The sequence below is a fragment of the Allobosea sp. UNC402CLCol genome, assembly GCF_000745475.1.
Lineage (GTDB): Bacteria > Pseudomonadota > Alphaproteobacteria > Rhizobiales > Beijerinckiaceae > Allobosea > Allobosea spartocytisi.
Window position 1 is genome coordinate 107576 of sequence record NZ_JQJJ01000016.1, and the last position, 21370, is coordinate 128945.

Here is a 21370-nt window from a genome sequence, read left to right on the forward strand (position 1 = left end):
GGGGGCTCTGCCCTCAGCCCTTGCCGCGCAGTGACATGGCGCGGGTGATCTCGGTCTTCTCCAGCCGGCAGGCGACGCAATAGGCCGGGTTGAAGACGTTCGCGATATCGTAGCGCACCGCCTGTCCGAGCAGATGGCTGGCCTCGACGGCATCGACGCCGAGATCCCCGCCGATCCAGCGCAGCATCTCGGTGGTGGCGAATTGCAGCGGCTGGTCGAGCGGACGCCCGCTCGCGATGACGATGAGATCCGTCTTGGTCTCGCAACGCGGCCAGCGCAGCCCGGCCTGCTTCACGAGTTCGACCGAGAATTCCACCTCGAACGAGGTCTCGACGCCGGTGCCGGCGATCTCGCCGTCGCCCTGGCAGGCATGGCCGTCGCCGAGGAAGAACAGGGCGCCGGCCGCGAAGACCGGGAAGGCGATGGTCGCGCCCGGGCCGAAGAACCGATAGTCCATATTGCCGCCATAGGGGCCGCTCGTCGCCGTCGAGATCGCCTGGCCGCGCTCGGGCGCGACGCCGAAGCAGCCGAGCATCGGCGCGAGCGGGAAGCTCCACTCCTTGATGCGCGGCGAGGGATCGAGCAGCTTCACCGTGCCGGCCGTCGCATCGATCGCCCATTCATACCGTTCGCGCTTCGGCAGATCGGCCAGCGCGGCCGGGTCGAGCACGCCGGGCGCCAGCGGCGAATAGGTCCAGCCGGTGCCGCGATTCGGCGTCATCCGCTCGATCGTCACCAGCAGCGCGTCGCCGGGCTCGGCGCCGGTCACGAAGAACGGACCGGTCATCGGGTTGCCGCGCGGCGCCTTCTGGCTGCCGTCATGCCCGACCCCGGCCGCGTCGAGCGTCGTCGTGACGACGCTGTCGCCGCTTGCGATTTCCAGCACGGCCGGCAGGGTGCCGATCACGTTCGAATACTGCGTCGGCTGGAAATGATGGCGCGTCATGACGGACCTCTGCTGCGGCAAGCTTACGCGAAGCGGCGATCCGCTCCGTGGTGAAATCGTAAGGAAAGAAGCGCGGCCGGGAAGGGGCAATGACGGCAGGGCGCCCCGCTCGTTTCGCCGGGACAGGTCGGTGCCGAGTGCGAGACGCATGGATCGTCCGCCCCGGCGCGGCGACAAAGGGAAGGCGATCGGCGGCTTGTCATCAGCCTGTCGCAAGAGGGCTTGCAGAAGCACCTTCCCCATCTTCTGCACCCGATGTCGATGTTTCGTTTCCTGGCCCTTCGCAGTCTGCGCGCTTTGCTGACCATCGCGATCTGCGTGTCGGCCGTGTTCCTCGCCTTGCGCCTAGCCGGCGACCCGGCCGAGATCATGCTGCCGAGCGATACGCCGCCGGATGTGCGGGCCCATTATCGTGAGGCCTGGGGCCTCGACCGGCCGCTGGCCGAGCAATATCTGCGCTATGTCGCCAGCGTGGTTCGCGGCGATTTCGGGCTGTCCTTCGCCGATGACCGGCCGGCCTTCGCCGCCGTGGTCGAGGCCCTGCCGAAGACCTTCCTACTCGGCTCCTCCGCGCTGATGCTGGCGCTCCTCGTCGGCCTGCCGCTCGGCGTCCTCGCCGCCTTGCGCCACAACCGCGCCGCCGACCGGCTCGCCATGGCGGTGGCGGTGTTCGGCTACGCCATTCCCGTCTTCTTTTTGGGCATTCTCCTCATCCTTCTCTTCGCCTTGAAGCTGCGCGTGCTGCCCTCGGCCGGCTCGGACAGCCCCTGGCATCTGATCCTGCCGACAGTGACGCTCGGCTTGCCGCTCGCCGGCCGGCTCGCGCGCTTCGCGCGCACCGCGACGCTGGAGGTACTGGGCAAGCCCTATATCCGGGCGGCGCGCGGGCGGGGCGTCATGCCACTCGGCGTTATCCTCCGGCACGCCTTGCCCAATGCGGCGGTGCCGCTGCTGATGTTCATCGGCATCGAGATCGGCCATATCCTCGCCGGCAGCGCGGTGGTCGAGACCATCTTCGCCTGGCCGGGGGGCGGCCGGCTCCTGGTCGATTCGGTTTCGACGCGCGACCTCGCCGTGGTCCAGGCCGTGATCTTCACCGTGACGGTCATCATGGTCGGCGCCAATCTCCTGGTCGATATCGTGCATATCCTCATCGATCCCCGGCTCGGCGGCTTCTCCCGCGCCCTTGGGAAACAGGCCTGATGGCGGCCGTCGACCTTTCCGCCGCGCCGGCGCCGGCCACCCGCGCCTCCGGCAACCGGATGTCGCCGGTCGTCAAGCTCTCGGCCGGTTTCCTGCTCGCCGTGGTGCTGGTCGCGCTGCTCGCGGATTGGCTGGCGCCGCTGCCCTACACCGCGCAGAACCTCGCCGCCCGGCTGAAGCCGCCTCTCACGGAAGCCGGGGGCACGACCCACTGGCTCGGCACCGACCAGCTCGGCCGCGACATCCTGAGCCGGATGATCTTCGCGGTCCGCACCTCGATCCTGATCGCCGTGATGGGCACCCTGATCGGTGCCGTGTTCGGCACGCTGCTCGGCTTCATCGCGGCGCGGCTGCGCGGCTTCGTCGACCAGGCCATCATGATGCTGGTCGATGCCCAGGCGGCGATTCCGGCGCTCTTCCTCGCGCTGACCATGCTGGCCTTCTTCGGCAACAACATCGTCCTGTTCATCATCCTCGTCAGCATCGACGGCTGGGATCGCTATACGAGGCTGGCGCGCGGGCTCGTCGTCTCCGAACAGGAGAGCGACTACATCAATGCCGTCGAGGCGCTGGGTGCGAGCCCGTCGCGGGTCGTCCTGCGCCATCTCCTGCCCAATATCGCCGCGGCGCTGGTGGTCCAGGCGACGCTGAACTTCCCCGGCACGATCCTGCTCGAAACCTCGCTCTCCTTCCTCGGGCTCGGCGTGCAGCCGCCGGGCACCTCGCTCGGGCTGATGCTGGGCGAGGGCCGCCGCTACCTGCTGAACGCCTGGTGGATCGCGGTCTTTCCGGGCCTGACGATCTTCCTGACGACGCTGTCGATGAGCCTGTTCGGCGACTGGCTGCGCGACCGTTTCGATCCGACCAGCGAGAGGCACTGACGCGATGCGACCCGGTTTCTTCGCCGCCGCTCCCCGCCCGCTCGCGATCGCGCATCGGGGCGGAGCCCTGCTCGGGCCGGAGAACACGGCCGAGGCCTTCGCGGCTTCCGCCGGGGTCGGTGCCGAGATGGTGGAAACCGATCTGCGCCTGAGCGCGGACGGCGCGTTCGTCTGTCTGCACGATGCCGATCTGACGCGCCTCGCCGGCTATCCGCGACGGGTCGCCGACACCGATCTCGCGACGCTTCGGACCATCCTGCCCGGCCTGCTGACGCTCGACGAGGCGATCTCGGCCTCCGCGCCGCTCGGGCTCCTGCTCGACGTCAAGCTGCGCGACCCCGGCATCCTGCCACCGATCCTGGCCGCGCTGGAGGCCGCCGATGCGCTTCCGCGCAGCCTGCTTGGCCTTCGCGACATCGATCTGATCGCGGCGGCGCGCCGGCTGTCGCCGGAGATCGCGATCCTGGCCTTGCTGCCCGACCCCGACAGCGTCGCCGAGGCCCGTGCTGCCGGTGCCGACGGGTTCCGCCTCTGGCAGGGCGATGCGACGCCGGAGCGGCTCGATGCCGTGCGCGATGCCGGCATGACCACCGTCATCATGGCCGGCCAGCCGCGTTCGGTGCCCGAGCCCGGCTATCCGCCTTTCCCGGTCGGCCGGATCGATGCGCTGGGCATCGCCCGCATTCTGGCGCTCGGTCCCGACGCCGTGATGCTCGATGATCCCAGCCTGCTTCTCTCGGCCCGAACTGTCACCGGCCCGTCGTCAATCTGATGCAAGGCAGCCGCATCGCGGCGCGGCTTGCCAGCGCCGCTCGATGTCTTGCGAGGAACCCCATGCCCGTCCTGTCCCGCCGCCGCTTCATTGAGGGCGCTGCCGCCTTGCCGGTCGCGTTCGCTCTGCCGACCGCCTTCGCCGCCGATGACGGTCGCCCGAACTTCACCGTCGCGGTGGCCGATCTGCCGGCGACGCTGGAACCGGCGCGCGAGCTCTCCAATGTCGGCACCCGCGTCACCTATTCGATCTTCGACACGCTGATCCGGCGTGATTTCCTCGGTGCTGCCGATGGCGGCGGCTCGGAACTCAAGCCGCATCTGGCGACGAAATGGGAGCGTGTCTCGCCGCAGGAACTCGTCGTCACGCTGCGCCAGGGCGTGAAGTTCCACAATGGTGACGAGCTGACCTCGGAGGACGTCGCCTACACCTTCCGCGAAGGCCGGATGTGGGGCGATAAGGCCCAGATCCCGGGCGGCAAGCCCTATTTCGGCATCCTCGCCGGCGTCGAGCCGATCGACCGCTACACCGTGCGCTTCAAGACCAAGGTCGCCGATGTGCTGCTGGAGCAGCGCCTCGCCTCCTGGTGCGCCTGGATCGTCAACAAGCGCGCCTATGAGGCGATGGGCTTCGAGGCCTATTCGCGCAAGCCCGTCGCGACAGGCCCCTACCGCGTCGTCTCGCATTCGGCCGCCGACGCCACGGTGCTGGAAGCCTTCGACGACTATTTCATGGGCAAGCCGACGGCCAAGCGCGTCATCTTCAAGCGCGTGCCGGAGCTGGCCGCGCGCGTCGCCGGCCTCGTCGCGGGCGATTACGACCTCGTCACCAATATACCGCCCGACCAGATGAGCGTCGTCGGCGGCTACAAGGACATCGACGTGCGCTCGGTCGTGCTCGCGAATGTCCATGTCCTCGCCTATAACGAGCAGGACAAGGTGCTCTCCGACAAGCGCGTCCGGCAGGCGTTGAACTACGCGATCGACCGCCAGAAGCTGGTCGAGGCGCTCTGGCAGGGCACGGCGCAGGTGCCGGCGAGTCATAATTTCCCGGAATACGGCCCAATGTTCGTCGAGGGCCGCAAGCTCTCCTACGACCCAGCCAAGGCGCGGACCCTGCTCAAGGAAGCCGGCTACAAGGGCGAGCCGATCGTCTACCGGACGCAGGCCAACTACTACACCAATGCGCTCGAGGCCGCGCAGATCCTGACCGAGCAGTGGAAGGCCGTCGGCATCAATGCCTCGCTGCAGGTCGTCGAGAACTCGACCCAGATGCGCGGCGCCAACACGCAGATCTTCAACTGGTCGAACTCGACGCGCCTGCCCGATCCGCTCGGCTCAATCTGGGTGGCCTGGGGCCCGGCCGGCGAGATCCAGGTCTCGAAGTTCTGGACCTCGACGCAGACCTTCAACAAGGCAGGCACGGCGCTGGAGGCCGAGACCGACCCAGTGAAGCGCAAGGCGCTCTTCACGCAGATGCTCGACATCTGGGAGGACGAGGCCCCGGCGACGATCCTCTATCAGCCGAGCGAGGCCTACGCGATCAAGAAGTCGATCGGCTGGCGGCCGACGACCTTCTACTTCATGGATCTGCGACCGGACAATCTGAGCTTTGCCAGGGCCTGAGGCTTCGGTTCGGCCTCTGCAATGGGAAAGGGCGGCCATGGGCCGCCCTTTTTGCATTCGACGTCGTCATGGGCTTGCCGCGCCAGGTTGGAAACCCGTGAGCTCTACTGCCCGCCGCCGAGGATGAAGCGCCGGCCGTCCTGCTCGACGATATCGACATGCTGGGTGAAGGCGCCGGTGCTGGCCGAATGCCGCGCGACGCGGGCCTCCTCCCGGGGCGGAGCGGCGAGATTGCGCCCCATCATCGTCGCCGCCGGCGCGAGATCGAGCAGCCCCAGCACGGTCGGGCCGATATCGATGATACCGGCGGGTTCCTGCGAGACGCCGCCATGGCCGCTGGCATCGCCGAGGATCAGCACGGTGTTCAATTCATGCGGGTTGATGCCGCCATGCATGCCGCCACCGAGCGGTACGTCGCCCGGCGTCATCGCGCCGAGGCCGGGCAGGCCGTACTGATCGGCCTCGAGCGTCGATTTCAGGATGAACATCAATTCCGGCTGGCGCTCGGCATGGCCCGTATTCATCAGGCTCAATGAGAGCGTGCCCGCGACTTCGCCCTCGACGCCGTTACGGTCGCGCGAGAAGACATGGCCGATGGTGGGATGCTCCATCAGCCAGCTTGCGATGCGCTCGACTTCGCCGCGCTCGCCCTCGCGCAGGCGGATTTCACCGCTCATCCCGCCGGTGGCGACAAGGGTCGCGCCGTTGATCGCCTTCTCCGCGCTGAGGTCGAAGCCGGCCTCGCGCGCCGTCTCGAACAGCGGCTCGACCGAACCGGTCGAGATCTGCCCATGGTCGGAAGCGACGATCACCGCGATGCGCTCGGCATCGGCTTGAGCCTCGACCCAGTCGAGAATGCTGCCGAAGGCGCGGTCGGCTTCGCGCAGGCCGGCCATGGCTTCGGGAGAGCCGAGACCGCGATAGTGGAAGGTCGTGTCGGGCTCGTTGAACCAGATCAGGGCGACATCCGGCCGGAGTTCCGGCAGCACGATCTCGGTCATCACGCGCCCGCCATAGGCAAGCTCCTGCAGCCGGGGCAATTCGCGCTCCGGCAGCGGGCCGAGGCGGGCGATCGCCTGCTCGACCGCCTCCGGCGTCTGGGTCGCCCCGGCGCCGTGCATCGAGAAGGTCCAGTGCCCGTTGGCACGGGCGCGCGGATTGATGAAATGCGCCGAGCCGGCCGAGCCGGTATGCACCACCGCCAGCCGCTTGCCGGCGCGGGCCAGCACGTCGCCGAAGGTGTCGGCGGCGAGCAGGCGCCCGTCATGATGCGCCTCGGCGCGGCGGATCAGGCCTGCGTCGCTGGTATCGAACATCCGCTCGGGGATCGCCTCGCGATGATAGAAGGCGTTGCCGACGATGCCGTGGACGATCGGTGGCGCGCCGGCCGCGATCGAGCTCGTCGCCACCCGCGTCACCGAGGGAAAAACGCTCCGCGCCTGCCGGAACCAGGTTCCGCGCGCGGCGAGCCGCAGGATGTTCGGCGTGAGCTCGGGCGTGACGAGATCCGGCCGCAAGCCGTCGAAGACGGCGATGACGACACGGTCGGCGGTCGGCTGGTTGGGGCGGCTCATCTCGTCTCCGGGGTCGGCAAGGCAAACGGTCAGGCTGCGGCCATGGCGGGCGCCGCCGCCGCCAGATGGCAGGCGGCGAGCCGGCCATCGGCCACGGGCCGCAGCACGGGCACCTCCTCCCGGCAGCGGGCCACGGTGCGCGGGCAGCGCGGATGGAAGGCGCAGCCCGAAGGCCTGTCGACGGGATTCGGCGGGTCGCCCTTCAGGATGATGCGCCCTTGCGTGCCGCGCAACGGCGTCGGCACGGCCGAAACCAGCGCCTCGGTATAGGGATGGGCCGGCGCATGGAACAGCGCATCCGGCGGCCCCTGCTCGACGATGCGGCCGAGATACATCACCGCGACCTCGTCGGCGATCTGCCGGACCACCTTGAGATCGTGGCTGATGAAGAGATAGGCCATGCCGAAGCGCGCCTGCAGATCCTGCATCAGGTTGATGACCTGCGCCGCGACCGAGACATCGAGCGCCGAGATCGGCTCGTCGCAGACGAGCAGCGCCGGCTCGAGCACCAGCGCGCGGGCGAGCAGGACACGCTGGCGCTGCCCGCCGGAAAGCTCATGCGGATAGCGCTCGAACAGATCGGCCCGCAGGCCCACCGCGTCGAACAGTGCGAGCGCCTTCTGCCGCTGCGCTTCCGCGCTGTCTTCGAGCTTGTGGATGACCAGCGGTTCGACGACCTGCTGCCCGACCGGCAGGCGCCGGTCGAGTGCGGAGAGCGGGTCCTGATGGACGAGCTGCATGCGGCGGCGCAAGGCGCGCCAGGCTCGGTCGCGCAGTGCGGTCACCGGTTGGCCCTCGAAGTCGATCTGCCCCCGCGTCGCTGGCAGCAGGCCGAGCGCGAGCTTGGCGGTGGTCGACTTGCCGCAACCGGATTCGCCGACGATGCCGAGCGTCCGGCCGCGTTCGAGCGAGAAGCTCACCCCGTCGACGGCATGCAGGATCCGGCGCACGCCGCCGGCTGTCGAGACCGGGTATTCGCGGGCGAGGTCGCGAACATCGAGAAGAACGCTCATGCCGGCGCCCCGACCTGCGCTGGCATTGTCATGACCGGAAGGGCCGCGCTTTCAAGCGAGCTCGGCTCGCCGAGCCGCAGGCAGGCCGCGCGCTGGTCCTGCGCCGCGAAGGTGAGTTCCGGCAGCTCGTGGCCGCAGCGCTCGACGGCGATCGGGCAGCGCGGCGCGAAGGCGCAGCCGGGCGGAATGGCGGCGGGTGCCGGCACGGTGCCGGGGATCGGCGTCAGCCGCTGGCGCGGACCGGTGAGCGTCGGCAGCGCCGTGAGCAGGCCCTGGGTGTAGGGGTGGCGCGGGCGGGTGAGCAGATCCTGCGTCGCGGCCGTCTCGACGATCCGTCCGGCATACATCACCGCGATCCGCTCGCAGAGGTCGCCGACCACGCCGATATCGTGCGAGATCAGGATCAGCGCCATGCCGGTCTCGCGGCGCAGCTCGCGGATCAGGTCGAGGACCTGCGCCTGGATGGTGGCGTCGAGCGCGGTCGTCGGCTCGTCCGCAATCAGCACGTCGGGCTCGCCCGCCAGCGCCAGCGCGATCATCACGCGCTGGTTCATGCCGCCCGAGAATTCATGCGGATATTGCTTGAGGCGGCGCGGTCCATCGGCGATGCCGACACGGTCCAGCAGGCGCAGCGCCTCGCGGCGCGCCGGTTCCCCGGTTAGGCCACGATGCAGGCGCAGCACTTCCGCGATCTGCGTGCCGATGCGCTGCACCGGGTTCAGCGCACTGGCCGGATCCTGGAAGATCAGGGCGATGCGGCCGCCGCGGACCCGTGCGAGCTCGCGCTCGGAAAGCCCTCCGACATCCTGCCCGTCGAGCTGGACCTCACCGCCCGTGGTGACGTTGCGCCCGAGCAGGCGCAGCGCCGCGAGCCAGGTGATGCTCTTGCCGCAGCCGGATTCGCCGACGATGCCGAGCGCCTCGCCGCGACCGACCGACAGGTCGATGCCGCGCACGATCGGCACGGTGCCCGACAGGGTGACGGTGAAATCCTGCAGGCGCAGAAGCGCCGGGCGGCCCGCTGTGGCGGCGTGGCTGGGAGCGGACCATTGCGGCCGATCCGGTGATTGACCTGATGTTCGCGACATGCCGAGCGGAGTACCGCCCAGCCCATGACCGTCTTGTGACAGCCGGCGGCGCTGGCGCTCACCAGCGCAGGAAGCGCGGGAAGATCAGGGCGCCGAGAGCGGTCATCGAGGCGATCGCGATCGTGTACCAGATTGCCAGGAAAGGCGCCGCATCGTCGGGGCAGTGCAGCGCGTAGGCGACCGTCGCCAATCCGGCCGAGGCGAGGCCGGCGCAGGCGCCGGTCAGCGGCCCGTCCACCGAAGCCCCCCGGCGCGCCAGCAGCAAGAGCACGATGAGCGGACACAGCGCATAGAGCGGCACGGCGATGAGGCAGGCGCGCCAGTAGCGGCCGAAGATCAGCGTGCTCCATTGCTCCGCCGGCACTTGCGCCAGCGTCAGCAGAGCCCAGCCGGCCGCCAGAAGGATCGGCAACGCCACGAGCGGCAGGCGCCGCGCCGGTTTCAGGCCGGGCCGCAGGCTGCGCTGGAACAGCGGCAGCGCGATGCCGGCGACGCTGGCGCCGAGGAGCATCTTGGCCAGGACCGGCGTGGTCAGCCAGGCACGGCCGAAATCGTGCCGCGCGCCGAGCGTGAGCAGGACGAGTCCGGCCGTCGCCGCGAGCGCGCAGAGGGCGCCGAGCCAGGTGGCGCGGCGCAGCCAGCCGGTATCCACCGGCCGGTGGCTCGCGCTCATCAGGGAAATCAGCTCGTTGGTCTGCATGTCCGTTTTTCGGTTGTCCTGCTTCAACGGGAATTCGCGGGGCGCTTGCGAAACGTTACGGGTATGGAATGTCGCAGCGGGTCATGTCGGTCTTTCCCCGCGCCGCGAGAGGAATTTCGCCATGGCTTGCAGGCCGCGATGGATCGCGACCTTGGCCGCGTTTTCGGTCATGCCGGCGGCATCCGCCGCCTCCGCGACGCTCGCGCCCTGCAGCCTGACCCGGTCGATCAGGCCGCGTGTCCGTTCGGGCAGGCTCGCCATGGCGCGGTCGAGGTCGAGCCGTGCCTCGGTGGATGGCGCCTCCGGCCGGTCGGCGAGCTGGAAGGCTTCGTCGTCGAGCGGCAGGTTGCCGGCATGGCGGCCGGAGCGGCGCAGATGGTCGACCAGCTTGTAACGCGCGATCGCATGGGCCCAGGCCGTGACCGGGCTCGCCGGATCATAGGTGTGGCGGGAGAGATGCAGCGCCAGCAGCACCTCCTGCAAAACGTCCTCGGCCTCACTCGGCTCATGCCGGCCGGCACGCGCCAGCATCTGCCTGAGATAGCCGCGCAGGCGCCCCCCGATCGCGTCGAGAAAGCGCCGATAGGCGGCGGCGTCGCCGGCGAGCGCCGCGAGGAAGACGGGCCTGAGCTGCGTTTCGAACTCTTCGAGCGACAAGGCCGGTGCGCTTTTCCGGTGATGTGGAGCCGATCCCGCTTATCCCGTCGCATGGCGGCGCCCGGCTCACAAGCGCGTGACCGCATGATGAGCCTTGCCGACAGGGCCGATACGCTCGCGCTCCTGCGCAGGGAGGCGGTGCCTGCCTGTCCGGAGGATCGCTGATGGCTCCCGCTGCTCGTTTCGCCTTTCTGATCGGCTTGGGCGCCATCCTCGCGGGCGCGGCGCCCTTGCAGGCGCAGCAGCCGCGCCCATCGGCCGAACCGTGTCCGGCCGATGGAGGCTGCAAGGTCGCGAGCGGCTCCTATCGCATCCTGTTGCCGCCAGAGGCCGTTTCGGGACGGCAGGGCGGCGCCATCGTCTTTTTCCACGGCTATCAGGGCACGGCCGCGGAGGTGATCGCAGATCCCGCCCTGGTTGCGGTGGCACGGCGGCTCGGCGTTGCGCTGATTGCGCCGGAAGGGCTCGGCCGCAGTTGGTCCTTCCCCGGCTCTCCGGCGCGCAACCGCGACGAGTTCACTTTTGTCGCCGAGATGCTCGACGATATCGCGCGCCGCTTCCCGGTCGATCCCCACCGGCTGATGGCGAGCGGGTTCTCGCAGGGCGGCTCGATGGTCTGGTATCTCGCCTGCCGGATGCCGACGCGCTTCGCCGCCTTCGCGCCGATCGCCGGTGCCTTCTGGGAACCTCTGCCGGAGAGCTGTGCCGGCCCGCGACCGAAGCTGATCCATGTCCACGGCACGAGCGACAGCACCGTGCCGCTCGCGGGCCGGGCGCTGCGCCAGGGTTACAGGCAAGGCGATGTCTTCAAGAGCTTCGCCATCCTCGCGCCCGGCGGCTGCACGGCCGGCTGGGCCGATGCGGCGCGCGACGCCGTGGCTGGAGGAACGGCGCTGACCTGCCGGCTGGCGAGCGGCTGCGGCGGCGAGGCGCGGCTCGAACTCTGCCTGCATGGCGGCGGCCATGTCGCCGATGCGGCCTGGGTCGAGCGCGCCTGGCGCCTGACGATGTCGGCCGAGCCTGCGCCTCTGGCCGCCGGCGCCAGGCTCACATCTCCGTGAGGATGTAACCGGCGCTGCTCCGGCTGCGATCTCACTGGCAACGCCGCCCTCGCGGGCCGCCGGAGAGATGCCTATGCGCCACGACCCGATATCCGCTTCCCACGCCGCCGGCATCGCTCCGGACGGGCTCGTCACCGGTGCCGACATCGCCGCCGCCGGGCTGGCAGTGGCAGGCGCGACCCATGCCTTCGGCATCCCCGGTGGCGAGGTGCTGGCGCTGGTCGATGCGCTGGAACGTGCCGGCATCCGCTTCCTGCTCGCCAAGCACGAGAATGCGGCGGGCTTCATGGCCGAGGGGTTGTGGCATGTGACCGGAGCGATGCCGGTTCTGGTAGCGACGCTGGGTCCCGGCGTCGCCAATGCGGTCAATGTCGTCGCCAATGCCCAGCAGGATCGCGTGCCGCTGCTCTTCATCACCGGCTGCGTCGACCAGGCCCTCGCCGAAAGCTACACCCATCAGGTCTTCGACCATCAGGCCGTGCTGCGGCCGCTGGTCAAGGCGAGTTTCCGTGCCGCGCCTGGAACCGAGGATCTGGTCATCGCCAAGGCGGTCGCGCTCGCCCGGCGCGGACGGCCCGGCCCGGTGCATGTCGACCTGCCGATCTCGGTGGCGGAGGCAAGGGGGCCGCGCCGCGCGCCCCGGGCGATGAAGCTGCCCGAGCCGGCCGTGCCGGCCGATCTCGGTCAGGCGGGCAAGCTTCTCGCGGCGGCGCGCAGGCCGCTCGTCATCGCCGGGCTCGACCTCGTCAATGACGGCAACGCCGCCGCGCTGGAACGCTTCATCACCCGCACCGGCGCGCCGCTGCTGACGACCTACAAGGCCAAGGGGCTGCTGCCGGAAGCCGACCCGCGCGTCATCGGCGGCGTCGGCCTCTCGCCCAAGGCCGACGCGATCGTCCGGCCATTGATCGAGGCGGCCGATCTGATCGTTCTCGCCGGCTACGACCCGATCGAGATGCGCCAGGGCTGGCGCAATCCCTGGCCGGAGGACAAGCCGGTCATCGACATCGTCGCCGAGGCGATGCCACACGGCATGCACAGTTCGACCCTGCTGCTCGAAGGCGATGTCGGCGCCATCCTGACGCGGCTGACGGAAGCGCTCCCGCCCGTGCAAGCCGTCTGGCCCGGCGGCGAGCCCGCGGCGGTGCGGGCCCGCTTCCATGAGGCCTTTGCGGCGCCTCCGATCTGGGGACCGCATGCCGTTTTCGAGGTTCTGCGCGACGTCGCGCCGGCCGGCACGGTCGCCACCGCTGATTCCGGCGCGCATCGCATCCTGCTCAGCCAGATGTGGACTTGCGATGGGCCGCGACGGCTGCTGCAATCGACCGGGCTCTGCACCATGGGTTGCGCCCTGCCGCTGGCCACCGGCGCCGCGCTCGGCGCGGGCCGGCCGGTGCTTTGCTTCGTCGGCGATGCCGGGCTGGAGATGGTGCTCGGCGAACTGGCGACGCTGCGCGATCTCGGGCTGCCCGTGGTCATCGTCACCCTCGTCGACGAAAGCCTCGGCCTGATCGCGCTGAAGCAGCGTCAGATGGGCCTGGCGCGGGCCGGCGTCGATTTCGGCGGCACCGATTTCGCGGCTGTGGCGCGGGCCATGGGCGGCCACGGCGTCGCGGTCGCGGATCGGGACAGCCTGCGCCGTGAGGCTGCCGCCGCCTTCGCCCGAGACGGCTTCACCATCCTCGCCTGCCGCATCGACGCCGGGCAATACGAGGGGGCCTTCTGATGGTCGCGCCTCACGACAAACCGGCAAAGCGCCCGCGCGACGAGCGGCTCGATGTCTTCCGCGGTCTGACGATGCTGATCATCTTCATCGCGCATCTGCCGGAGAATAGCTGGAACGCCTGGATTCCGGCTCGCTTCGGCTTCTCCTCCGGCGCCGAGCTCTTCGTCTTCTGCTCCGGCATCGCCAGCGCGCTCGCTTTCGGCAGCGTCTTCGTGCGGCGCGGCCTGTGGCTGGGGACAATGCGCATCGCCTACCGCATCTGGCAGGTCTACTGGGCTCAGATCGGCGTGGTTCTGGCGCTGATCGCGCTGGCGGCCGGGATCGACCGGCTCTTTGGCCTGGGCGTGCTCGCCACGCAGTTTCCACCTTTGCAAGGCGATCCGGAGCGCGCGCTGCTCGGCTTGGCCACCCTGACCTGGCAGCCGGACTATCTCGACATCCTGCCGATGTATCTCGTCATCCTCGGGCTGGTACCGGTGATGATGCTGCTCCGGCGCCTGCATGCGGCGCTGCCCTTCCTGCTCGTCGTGCTGCTCTATGCGCTGGTCTGGACGGAAGGGCTGAACCTGCCCGGCAATCCCTGGACCGGGGCCGGCTGGTTCCTGAACCCCTTCGCCTGGCAATTCATCTTCTTCATCGGCTTCTTCAGCGCGATGAAATGGCTGCCGGTGCCTCGCCTCGGCGATGCCCGATTGATGCTGGCGGCGGCGCTCTTCCTCGTGCTGTCGGTGCCGCTCTCCTTCTGGGGCGTGCTCGACCACTGGCCGGCGGCGCAGGCCCTGCACGATCTCATCCTGCCCGCGACCGAGAAGAACGACCTGCACATCCTGCGCGTGCTGCACTTCCTGGCGCTGGCCTATCTCGTGCTGAGCCTGATCGAACCTTGGCGCCAGCGGCTGGACCGCGGCATCGGCCATCTCCTCATCCTGATCGGTCGGCAGTCGCTGGCCTGCTTCCTGGCGAGCGTCGTGCTGGCACGGCTCCTGGGCGTCGTGGCCGATGTCGCCGGCCGCAGCGAACTGGTCGTGGCGCTGCTCAACCTCACCGGCTTCGCGCTGATCCTCGCCACGGCGATCGTGGTCGGTTGGTTCAAGAGCACGCCCTGGCTCGGGCCGGCGCCGAAACCGGCCGTCCAGCCGCCGGCGCCGGCACAGCCCGGCCTCGCCCTGCAAACACGGGTCCGTGAAGCGAGTTGAACGGCGTTTGATCGCGCCTCTGCGAACTCCCTGATGAGCGCTCGAAAAGAGCGCTGCAATGGAGCAGCCCATGTCCCAGCCCCTCTATCACGACCTCTCCGGCGACAGTCTCACCATCGCGAACGATTCCGCGCGCCTCGCCTGGAACGACACGCTGGAAGCCCTGCTGGCCCATGCCGCGGCGACGCCCGAGCATCTCGCCCGCACGCTTGCCGCCGATCCGGATTTCGCGCTCGCCCATGCCGCGAAGGGCTTGATGCTGCTCTCGCTCGCCCGGGCCGAGCTGCTCGCCCCGGCCCGAGACTGTCTGGTGACCGCGCGATCCTCCGCGCTGCTACGGCCGATCACGCGGCGCGAGCAGATGGTGATCGAGGCGCTGGCGCTCTGGCTCGACGATGCCCCGCGCCGGGCGGCGGAACGGCTGGAGGCGATCCTGCTCGCCCATCCCCATGACGTGCTCGCGCTCAAGCTCTCGCACGGTTTGCGCTTCGTGCTGGGCGACCAGCGCGAGATGCTCGCCACCTTGCATCGCTTCGCGCCGGGCTTTGGCGAGAGCCATCCCTTGGCCGGCTATGTCCATGGCTGCTACGCCTTCGCGCTGGAGGAGCGCGGCCTCTATGCCGAGGCCGAGCGCACCGGCCGCCATGCCGTGAGCCTGAGCCCGCGCGACGCCTGGGGTCGGCATGCCGTCGCCCATGTGCTGGAGATGACCGGCCGCGCCGACGAGGGCGTCGCCTGGCTCGGCGACGGCCGCGAGATCGCCCATGCCAATAATCTGCGCTTCCACATCTTCTGGCACCTCGCGTTGTTCCGGCTGGAGCGCGGCGAGACCGCCGAGGTGCTGCGGCTCTATGACGATGAGATCCGGGCCGAGCCGACCGACGACTATCGCGACATCGCCAACGGTGCCTCGCTGCTGGCGCGGCTCGACTATGCCGGCGTCGATGTCGGCGATCGCTGGGAGGAGCTTGCCGCCAAGGCGGAAGGCCGCGTGCAGGACGGCCGCCTCGTCTTCGCCGACCTGCATTATCTGCTCTCGCTGCTCGGCGCCGGCCATCGCGATGCCGCCGAGAGCATCGCGCAAAGCCTCGTCCGCGATGCGCATGCCCATCCGAGCCGCGAGCGGGCCGAAGCTGCGCGCAGCGGCGCGCTTGCGGCCCATGGGCTGATCGCCTTCAGCGAAGGCGATCATGCGGAGGCGGCCCGCCTGCTCGGCGCGGCCCGCAGCGGCCTCCTCGCGATCGGTGGCAGCCATGCCCAGCGCGACCTGTTCGAGCAGGTCCATATCGAAAGCCTGATCCGCGCCGGCAGCCACGATCTCGCGGCCCGCATCCTCGAACAGCGCCTCGCCCGGCGCGGCGGCGCCAACCGCTTCGCCATGCGCCGTCTGGCGCAATTGCGCCGCCAGCCCTCGGGCCGTCTCGCCGCGCTTGCCGTCGCTGCGACGCCTCTCGCCATCGCTCACTGACATCGCAGAAAGGAACGACCCATGACCACCGCCACCATGACCCGCAGCCTCGCTCTGCCCTCCAGCCGCACCGTGATCAACCTTGCGCTCGGCGGCTTTGCCGGGCTGGGCTTCTGGGAGCTGTTCTCGGCGGTGCCGACCGCCTGGGTCGCCGGCTTCCCGCTGGAGCCGCCGGAGCTGGTGAAGGCGCTGTTCTACACCCAACTCGGCCTCCAGCTCTCGACGCCGGTGGCAAAGCTCATTCATTTCACCACCGGCTTCCTGTTCTACCCGCTCGGCTACTGGCTCCTGACGCGCTGGGTGAAGAGCTTCGGCATGCCGGCCGATGGCTGGATCTGGGGCGTGATCACCTATTTCATCGCACTCGGCTTCCTCGCCCCGCTCGGCGGCCAGCACTTCCTGCTCAACGACGTGCCGCTCCTCTCCCTCATGAGCCTGATCGGCCACGCCATCTATGGCTGGCTCTCGGCCTATGTCTTCGAGGCGCTGGAGGCGCGTCCATCATGAGCGCGCTGCGGCAAGGGCAGGAAGGGCGAGGGCAGGAAAGGCGACGCTTCCTACCGGACAGGCGCAGCCTCATCCTGCTCGCGGTCGCTGCGCTCGCCGCCTCCGGGGCGCAGGCCGGGAAGGCGCGCCCAGTCAATACGCTGGGTTCCTCGGACGGCGTCGCAATCCGCGGCTACGATCCGGTCGCCTATTTCCGCGATGGTGGGCCGCGGCTGGGCAAGCCGGAATTCTCGGTCTGGCATGGCGGCGCGCTCTGGCGCTTCGCCAGCGCCGAGCACAAGGCACTGTTCGAGGCCGATCCCGAACGCTATCTGCCTGCCTATGGCGGCTTCTGCGCCTATGGCACGTCGCGCGGCTATCTCGTCAAGATCGAGCCGGAAGCCTGGTCGATCGTCGAGGGCAGGCTCTACCTCAACTACGACCTCGATGTGCGCAAGACCTGGCTCGGCGCCACGCCAAAATACATCGCCAGGGCCGACCGGAACTGGCCGGGCTTGAACGCGGCGCCTATCCGATAGCCTTGCCCTTGGCGAACCGCTGATCCGAGCGCGGGGCCGGGCCCTGGCCTTCAGGTGCTGCCGCGCGTGATGAGATGCAGCGGCAGGCTCTGGATCGCGTGCTGTGGCTCCTGGCCTGCGAGGCGCGCACGCAGCAATTCGCCGGCGCGCCGGCCCAAATCATGGGCATCCATGCTGATTGTGGTCAGGCCGGGCGCGATCTCGCCGGCGGCATCGTTGTCGCCGAAGCCGAGAATGGCGAGGTCGGACGGCACGGCGAGGCCACGCGCACGAGCCTCGATCACCGCCCCGGTCGCGAGCAGGTCGTTGGCGCAGAAGGCGGCATCGACTGGCCCGCCTTCCGTCAGCAGCGTCGTCAGGGCGGTGCGCCCATCGGCGATGCTCTGGACCTCGTCCACCGTCACGATCCGCGCCAGCGTCAGGCCGCTGCGCCCGGCCTCCTCGCGAAAGCCTTGCAGCCGCAGCGCGCCGCGCCCGCCGCTGCGGCCGATGAAGGCGAGCCGGCGATAGCCCTTTTCGATGAGGTGCCGGGCGGCCATCGCGCCGGCATCGACATTGGAGAAGCCGACCAGCATGTCGATCGGGTCGCGCGGAAAGGCCCAGGTCTCGACCACGGGGATGCCGAGCTCGCGCAGTGCCTGCCGGTTCTCCTCCAGCTCGATGACGCCGGTGAACATCACCGCCGCCGGCCGCAGGCTGCGCAGCGAGCGGACCATCGCGACCTCCTTCGCATAGGAATAGGAGGTCTGGCCGATCATCAACTCGTAGCCCTCGGGCTCCAGCTCGGCCGCCAGGCCCTGGATCGCCAGCCCGAATTGCTGGCTCAGGATGTTGGAGACGAAGGCCGCCACCAGCGTCGAGCGGCCGGAGCGGAGCGCTCGCGCATGCGGGTTGGATTCATAGCCGCTGCGCTCGACCGCCTCGAGCACCTTGCGGCGCGTCGCCTCGCTCAGCTTCTCGGGTTGGCGCAGGGCGCGCGACACCGTGATCGGCGAGACGCCGGCAAGCTGCGCGACCATCTCGATGCGAGGGGCCTTCGCCGCGAGGCGCGGTGCCTCGGCGTGCCCGCTGACCCGCACGACATTGTCATAGGTCGCAGGCATGCGCCCTCCCGCTAAGGCGTTGCGTCAACTCAGGCCGAAGGCGGCGCGGTCCAACCGGCGGCCGACCTGGATCAGGCAGTCGCCGGATTCGCTGTCGCTGTGCAGCCGGCGCGAGATCACCACGCCGGACACCGCGAAGCGCAGTTCCTCCTCCGCCGCGTCGAGGCGGCCGAAATCATGGTACCAGCCCGCGAGCGCGCCCGCCTCGACCTCTGCACCGCAATCCACCGCCGGCTCGAACCAGCCGCGCCTCGTGGCATAGATCGCCTGCTCATGGCTCTGCAGAGCGAGCAGCGTCATCTTCTGTTCGGCAGGCCGGTGTGGGCCGAGCACGGGCTCGGTGATGCTGCCGAGCGCGATGAGCAGACGGTCGATGGCGCGCTGGGTCAGGGCCATGCTCTCGGGCGTGACGGTGCCGCCGCCGCCGAACTCGCCGGAGATGCCGATCGCGCCGGCCCGTGCCGCGGCCGCCATAGAGGTCGGCGCCGTCGCGCCGTTCTCGGCGACGAAGCCATAGGGCATGCCGAGCCCGTCCATCAGCGCGAGCGCCCGCGCGAAGGTCTCTGGGCTCCCCTGCCGTTCGATCAGCGCGCAGGGCAGATGCGCCATCGAGGTGCCGCCGGAATGCAGGTCGAAGACCACGTCATGGCGCGGGAACAGCTCGGCTTCGAGGAAATGCGCGATGCGCTGCGTCGGCGTGCCGCCGGCTTCGCCCGGAAAGGCGCGGTTGAGATTGCCCTCGTCAAGGGGAGAGCGGCGCCGCGCCGCGAAGACCGCCGGCGCGTTGGTGAAGGGCAGGATGGTGATCTCGCCGCGCATGCGCTCGGGATCGAGGCGGCGGATCAGGCGCGTCAGCGCGATCTCGCCTTCGTATTCGTCACCATGATTGCCGGCCATCAGCAGGACGCGCGGCCCGTCGCCGTTCCGAATCCGGCAGACCGGCACCTTCACCTGGAAATAGGGCGAGCGGTCGACCGAGAAGGGAATGCTGAGATGGCCGACCGACTTGCCGTTCGCGGCGAAGTCGAGCGCATGGAAGAGACCGGTATGCATGGGGACCTCTGGAAGCGCCGGCACCAAGCTGGGCCGGCGGCCGATGGCAGTGGGACCGAGCCGCGCCGTCAGAGCGTCGGCAGGGTCTGCTCTTCCTTGAACCACTTGAGCTGGAGGGCGCCGAGCTTGCCGTTCAGCTTGTTCGAGAAGATCGAGGTGTTCAGCCAGTTCAGCAGGTTCTGCTCGCCCTGGCGCACGCCGATATGGGCCGGCGACTGGCGAATGACGAACTTCATCTCGACTTCCTTGCCGGGGTTCTGGTCCATCACCTTGACCGCGATGGCGCTGTTCTCGGCGAAGGTGTCGGACTGGCCGGCGAGATAGGCGGCGATGGCCGCCGGCGTGTCCTCGAAGCGCACGACCTTCACGCCCGGCGCGTTGTCGGTCAGCCAGAGGTCGAGCGTCGTGCCCTTGGCGACGGCGACGGTCTTGCCGGTGAGGTTATCGGGCTTCTTGCCGGTCGCGGCGGGGATCGACTTCGGCCCGTAGACGCCGAGATTCACCACCGCATAGGGCTGCGAGAACATGATCTGCTGGGCGCGCTCGGGCGTGGCGCCGAGGCCGGCGACGAGCACGTCGATCTTGTCGGCGAGCAGGCTCGGGATGCGGGCGGCGCCGGTGACCGGCACCAGCTCGAGCTTCACGCCGAGATCGTCGGAGAGCAGCTTGGCGATGTCGGCGTCGAGGCCGGCGATCTCACCCTTCTCGTCCTTGAAGCCCCAGGGCGCGGCGTCGGTCAGGATGCCGACGCGCAGCTTCCCGGCCTTGAGGACGTCCTGGAGCTTGTCGGCCTTGGCCGCGACGGGGGCCGCGAGCGCCGCGGCGGCAACGAGCCCCGCCATCATGGTCTTGAACAGCGACATGGGTTCTTCTCCTCTGAGGTCTCGTGCAGCCTTGGATGTCGGCTACTTCACCGAGTTGATGAAACTGCGCAGCTCGGGCGTCTTCGGATTGGCGAAGAGCTCGGCCGGCGGCCCCTCTTCCCAGACCTTGCCCTGGTGCATGAAGACGATCTTGTTGGCGACGTTGCGGGCGAAGCCCATCTCATGGGTGACGAGGATCATCGTCATGCCCTGCCGGGCCATGTCCTCCATCACCTTGAGCACCTCGCCGACGAGCTCGGGGTCGAGCGCCGAGGTGACCTCGTCGAACAGCATCAGATGCGGCGCCATGGCGAGGCAGCGGGCGATCGCGACGCGCTGCTGCTGGCCGCCCGAGAGCCGCTCCGGCCAGGCGTCGATCTTGTCAGCGAGGCCGACGCGGCCGAGCACGTCGAGCGCGAGCGGGCGCGCTTCCGCCTTGCCGATCTTCCTGGTCAAGAGTGGCGCCAGCGTGATGTTCTTCTCGACGCTCAGATGCGGGAACAGGTTGAAGGCCTGGAAGACGATGCCGACGCGCTGGCGGAACTGGCGCAGATTCGCCATGCCGGCGCTGACCGCCTGGCCCTCGACCGTGATCGAGCCGGAATCGATCTTCTCCAGCGCGTTGATGCAGCGCAGCAGCGTCGACTTGCCCGAGCCGGAGCGGCCGATGATCGTGACGATCTCGCCTTCCTTCACCTCGAGCGAGACGCCTTTCAGCACCTCGACCTGGCCGAAGCTCTTGCGGACATCACGGATTTCAACGAGCGCCATTGAGACGGGCCTCCAGGGTGCGCGACCAGAGAGTCAGGGGCAGGCACAGCGCGAAATAGATCGCGGCGACGATGCCGTAGGCGAGAAGGGGCTGGAACGTCGCCGCGCTCACGACCTGGCCGGCGCGGGCGAGCTCGACGAAGCCGACGATCGAGGCGAGCGAGGTGCCCTTGATGAGCTGGACGAGGAAGCCCACGGTCGGCGGCAGCGACAGGCGCAGCGCCTGCGGCCCGATGATGTGGCGAAACTGCTGCCAGGAGGTGAGGCCGAGGCAGGCGCCGGCTTCCCATTGCGCCGGCTTCACCGCCTCGATGCCGCCGCGCCAGATGTCGCCGAGGAAGCCCGCCGTGTAGAGCGTGTAGGCGATGCCGACGGCGACGAGCGCGGGAACCTCGATGCCGAGGAAGACCGGCATGCCGAAATAGAAGAAGAACAGGAGCCCGAGCAGCGGCACGCCCTGGATGAGCTGGATCAGCCCTGCGGCGAGCCAGCGCAGCGGCGCGAGGCGGCTGGTGCGCGTGGTCGCCAGCAGCAGGGCCAGCGGACCGCCGAAAGCGAGCGCGACGATGACCAGCAGCACCGTCCATTGCAGCGCATGGACGAAGGAGAGAAGGTCGATATAGCCGAAGGAACGCATGGTGCCCG

At 69.3% G+C, this 21370-nt stretch carries 21 protein-coding genes; 10 read left to right on the plus strand and 11 right to left on the minus strand.

Annotation, left to right across the window (positions count from 1 at the left end):
* Nucleotides 1-13: 13 nt before the first annotated feature.
* Nucleotides 14-946 (minus strand): acetamidase/formamidase family protein, encoded by a 933-nt coding sequence (locus tag GY40_RS21580; protein WP_038366807.1) that lies wholly within the window; start codon nucleotides 944-946, stop codon nucleotides 14-16.
* A 261-nt stretch (nucleotides 947-1207) separates the two neighbouring features.
* Between GY40_RS21580 and GY40_RS21585 the strand changes: the two genes are divergently transcribed.
* The 4 genes from GY40_RS21585 (at nucleotide 1208) to GY40_RS21600 (ending at nucleotide 5427) form a co-directional block, all read left to right on the plus strand.
* Nucleotides 1208-2149, plus strand: coding sequence for an ABC transporter permease (locus tag GY40_RS21585; RefSeq protein WP_156116037.1), 942 nt, complete (start codon nucleotides 1208-1210; stop codon nucleotides 2147-2149).
* Nucleotides 2149-3030 (plus strand): ABC transporter permease, encoded by an 882-nt coding sequence (locus GY40_RS21590; protein ID WP_081925591.1) that lies wholly within the window; start codon nucleotides 2149-2151, stop codon nucleotides 3028-3030. The genes GY40_RS21585 and GY40_RS21590 overlap by 1 nt, the downstream gene beginning before the upstream one ends.
* Nucleotides 3031-3034: 4 nt before the next feature.
* Nucleotides 3035-3802 carry a glycerophosphodiester phosphodiesterase gene (locus GY40_RS21595; RefSeq protein WP_038366813.1) on the plus strand — a complete coding sequence of 256 codons (768 nt, stop codon included), beginning with the start codon at nucleotides 3035-3037 and terminating at the stop codon, nucleotides 3800-3802.
* Nucleotides 3803-3864: 62 nt separating this feature from the next.
* Entirely contained in the window at nucleotides 3865-5427 is a 1563-nt protein-coding gene (locus tag GY40_RS21600; RefSeq protein WP_038366816.1) for an ABC transporter substrate-binding protein, read from the plus strand.
* Nucleotides 5428-5531: 104 nt separating this feature from the next.
* Here the strand turns inward: GY40_RS21600 and GY40_RS21605 are convergent, their stop codons facing one another.
* From GY40_RS21605 to GY40_RS21625, 5 genes are all read right to left on the minus strand, one after another.
* Nucleotides 5532-7001, minus strand: coding sequence for an alkaline phosphatase family protein (locus GY40_RS21605; protein ID WP_051988386.1), 1470 nt, complete (start codon nucleotides 6999-7001; stop codon nucleotides 5532-5534).
* A 29-nt stretch (nucleotides 7002-7030) separates the two neighbouring features.
* Complete coding sequence (locus GY40_RS21610) at nucleotides 7031-8014, minus strand: ABC transporter ATP-binding protein (protein WP_038366819.1); 984 nt, start codon at nucleotides 8012-8014, stop codon at nucleotides 7031-7033.
* A complete protein-coding gene (locus GY40_RS21615; protein WP_081925592.1) occupies nucleotides 8011-9102 on the minus strand; it encodes an ABC transporter ATP-binding protein in 1092 nt (363 codons plus the stop codon). The genes GY40_RS21610 and GY40_RS21615 overlap by 4 nt, the downstream gene beginning before the upstream one ends.
* Before the next feature lie 58 nt (nucleotides 9103-9160).
* Nucleotides 9161-9802, minus strand: coding sequence for an NrsF family protein (locus GY40_RS21620; protein ID WP_038366821.1), 642 nt, complete (start codon nucleotides 9800-9802; stop codon nucleotides 9161-9163).
* 81 nt (nucleotides 9803-9883) lie between these two features.
* Nucleotides 9884-10459: a sigma-70 family RNA polymerase sigma factor gene (locus GY40_RS21625; RefSeq protein ID WP_038366824.1), complete on the minus strand. Its 576-nt coding sequence runs from the start codon at nucleotides 10457-10459 to the stop codon at nucleotides 9884-9886.
* Between the two features lie 164 nt (nucleotides 10460-10623).
* Here GY40_RS21625 and GY40_RS21630 point away from each other — a divergent pair, with 164 nt between their 5' ends.
* The 6 genes from GY40_RS21630 to GY40_RS21655 all read left to right on the plus strand — a co-directional run bounded on the left by GY40_RS21630 (nucleotide 10624) and on the right by GY40_RS21655 (nucleotide 16935).
* Nucleotides 10624-11520 (plus strand): CE1 family esterase, encoded by an 897-nt coding sequence (locus GY40_RS21630; RefSeq protein WP_051988387.1) that lies wholly within the window; start codon nucleotides 10624-10626, stop codon nucleotides 11518-11520.
* 73 nt (nucleotides 11521-11593) lie between these two features.
* Nucleotides 11594-13246 carry a thiamine pyrophosphate-binding protein gene (locus GY40_RS21635; RefSeq protein WP_051988388.1) on the plus strand — a complete coding sequence of 551 codons (1653 nt, stop codon included), beginning with the start codon at nucleotides 11594-11596 and terminating at the stop codon, nucleotides 13244-13246.
* Nucleotides 13246-14442 (plus strand): OpgC family protein, encoded by a 1197-nt coding sequence (locus tag GY40_RS21640; RefSeq protein ID WP_051988389.1) that lies wholly within the window; start codon nucleotides 13246-13248, stop codon nucleotides 14440-14442. The genes GY40_RS21635 and GY40_RS21640 overlap by 1 nt, the downstream gene beginning before the upstream one ends.
* 70 nt (nucleotides 14443-14512) lie before the next feature.
* The gene (locus tag GY40_RS21645) at nucleotides 14513-15910 is read left to right on the plus strand and encodes a tetratricopeptide repeat protein (RefSeq protein ID WP_038366963.1); all 1398 of its coding nucleotides are present in this window, start codon (nucleotides 14513-14515) and stop codon (nucleotides 15908-15910) included.
* A 21-nt stretch (nucleotides 15911-15931) separates the two neighbouring features.
* Entirely contained in the window at nucleotides 15932-16417 is a 486-nt protein-coding gene (locus GY40_RS21650; RefSeq protein ID WP_038366827.1) for a DUF6789 family protein, read from the plus strand.
* Nucleotides 16414-16935 (plus strand): YHS domain-containing (seleno)protein, encoded by a 522-nt coding sequence (locus GY40_RS21655; RefSeq protein WP_051988390.1) that lies wholly within the window; start codon nucleotides 16414-16416, stop codon nucleotides 16933-16935. The genes GY40_RS21650 and GY40_RS21655 overlap by 4 nt, the downstream gene beginning before the upstream one ends.
* A gap of 50 nt (nucleotides 16936-16985) precedes the next feature.
* On the opposite strand, the gene GY40_RS21660 is transcribed toward GY40_RS21655, so the two are convergent.
* From GY40_RS21660 to GY40_RS21680, 5 genes are all read right to left on the minus strand, one after another.
* Nucleotides 16986-18038 carry a LacI family DNA-binding transcriptional regulator gene (locus tag GY40_RS21660; protein WP_038366830.1) on the minus strand — a complete coding sequence of 351 codons (1053 nt, stop codon included), beginning with the start codon at nucleotides 18036-18038 and terminating at the stop codon, nucleotides 16986-16988.
* Nucleotides 18039-18062: 24 nt separating this feature from the next.
* On the minus strand, nucleotides 18063-19091 hold the full coding sequence (locus tag GY40_RS21665) for a succinylglutamate desuccinylase/aspartoacylase family protein (RefSeq protein ID WP_038366833.1): 1029 nt from the start codon (nucleotides 19089-19091) through the stop codon (nucleotides 18063-18065).
* A 68-nt stretch (nucleotides 19092-19159) separates the two neighbouring features.
* The gene (locus tag GY40_RS21670) at nucleotides 19160-19954 is read right to left on the minus strand and encodes a transporter substrate-binding domain-containing protein (protein ID WP_038366836.1); all 795 of its coding nucleotides are present in this window, start codon (nucleotides 19952-19954) and stop codon (nucleotides 19160-19162) included.
* Nucleotides 19955-19996: 42 nt separating this feature from the next.
* On the minus strand, nucleotides 19997-20725 hold the full coding sequence (locus tag GY40_RS21675; RefSeq protein WP_038366839.1) for an amino acid ABC transporter ATP-binding protein: 729 nt from the start codon (nucleotides 20723-20725) through the stop codon (nucleotides 19997-19999).
* Entirely contained in the window at nucleotides 20712-21362 is a 651-nt protein-coding gene (locus GY40_RS21680) for an amino acid ABC transporter permease (RefSeq protein WP_038366842.1), read from the minus strand. Before GY40_RS21680 ends, GY40_RS21675 begins: the two co-directional genes overlap by 14 nt.
* Between the last annotated feature and the right edge of the window lie 8 nt (nucleotides 21363-21370).

Excerpts from the sequence above, each read along its gene's own strand:
- GY40_RS21580 (WP_038366807.1), bottom strand. The coding sequence starts at position 946 with ATGACGCGCCATCATTTCCAGCCGACGCAGTATTCGAACGTGATCGGC.
- GY40_RS21585 (WP_156116037.1), top strand. The coding sequence starts at position 1,208 with ATGTTTCGTTTCCTGGCCCTTCGCAGTCTGCGCGCTTTGCTGACCATC.
- GY40_RS21590 (WP_081925591.1), top strand. The coding sequence starts at position 2,149 with ATGGCGGCCGTCGACCTTTCCGCCGCGCCGGCGCCGGCCACCCGCGCC.
- GY40_RS21595 (WP_038366813.1), top strand. The coding sequence starts at position 3,035 with ATGCGACCCGGTTTCTTCGCCGCCGCTCCCCGCCCGCTCGCGATCGCG.
- GY40_RS21600 (WP_038366816.1), top strand. The coding sequence starts at position 3,865 with ATGCCCGTCCTGTCCCGCCGCCGCTTCATTGAGGGCGCTGCCGCCTTG.
- GY40_RS21605 (WP_051988386.1), bottom strand. The coding sequence starts at position 7,001 with ATGAGCCGCCCCAACCAGCCGACCGCCGACCGTGTCGTCATCGCCGTC.
- GY40_RS21610 (WP_038366819.1), bottom strand. The coding sequence starts at position 8,014 with ATGAGCGTTCTTCTCGATGTTCGCGACCTCGCCCGCGAATACCCGGTC.
- GY40_RS21615 (WP_081925592.1), bottom strand. The coding sequence starts at position 9,102 with ATGTCGCGAACATCAGGTCAATCACCGGATCGGCCGCAATGGTCCGCT.
- GY40_RS21620 (WP_038366821.1), bottom strand. The coding sequence starts at position 9,802 with ATGCAGACCAACGAGCTGATTTCCCTGATGAGCGCGAGCCACCGGCCG.
- GY40_RS21630 (WP_051988387.1), top strand. The coding sequence starts at position 10,624 with ATGGCTCCCGCTGCTCGTTTCGCCTTTCTGATCGGCTTGGGCGCCATC.
- GY40_RS21635 (WP_051988388.1), top strand. The coding sequence starts at position 11,594 with ATGCGCCACGACCCGATATCCGCTTCCCACGCCGCCGGCATCGCTCCG.
- GY40_RS21640 (WP_051988389.1), top strand. The coding sequence starts at position 13,246 with ATGGTCGCGCCTCACGACAAACCGGCAAAGCGCCCGCGCGACGAGCGG.
- GY40_RS21645 (WP_038366963.1), top strand. The coding sequence starts at position 14,513 with ATGTCCCAGCCCCTCTATCACGACCTCTCCGGCGACAGTCTCACCATC.
- GY40_RS21650 (WP_038366827.1), top strand. The coding sequence starts at position 15,932 with ATGACCACCGCCACCATGACCCGCAGCCTCGCTCTGCCCTCCAGCCGC.
- GY40_RS21655 (WP_051988390.1), top strand. The coding sequence starts at position 16,414 with ATGAGCGCGCTGCGGCAAGGGCAGGAAGGGCGAGGGCAGGAAAGGCGA.
- GY40_RS21660 (WP_038366830.1), bottom strand. The coding sequence starts at position 18,038 with ATGCCTGCGACCTATGACAATGTCGTGCGGGTCAGCGGGCACGCCGAG.
- GY40_RS21665 (WP_038366833.1), bottom strand. The coding sequence starts at position 19,091 with ATGCATACCGGTCTCTTCCATGCGCTCGACTTCGCCGCGAACGGCAAG.
- GY40_RS21670 (WP_038366836.1), bottom strand. The coding sequence starts at position 19,954 with ATGTCGCTGTTCAAGACCATGATGGCGGGGCTCGTTGCCGCCGCGGCG.
- GY40_RS21675 (WP_038366839.1), bottom strand. The coding sequence starts at position 20,725 with ATGGCGCTCGTTGAAATCCGTGATGTCCGCAAGAGCTTCGGCCAGGTC.
- GY40_RS21680 (WP_038366842.1), bottom strand. The coding sequence starts at position 21,362 with ATGCGTTCCTTCGGCTATATCGACCTTCTCTCCTTCGTCCATGCGCTG.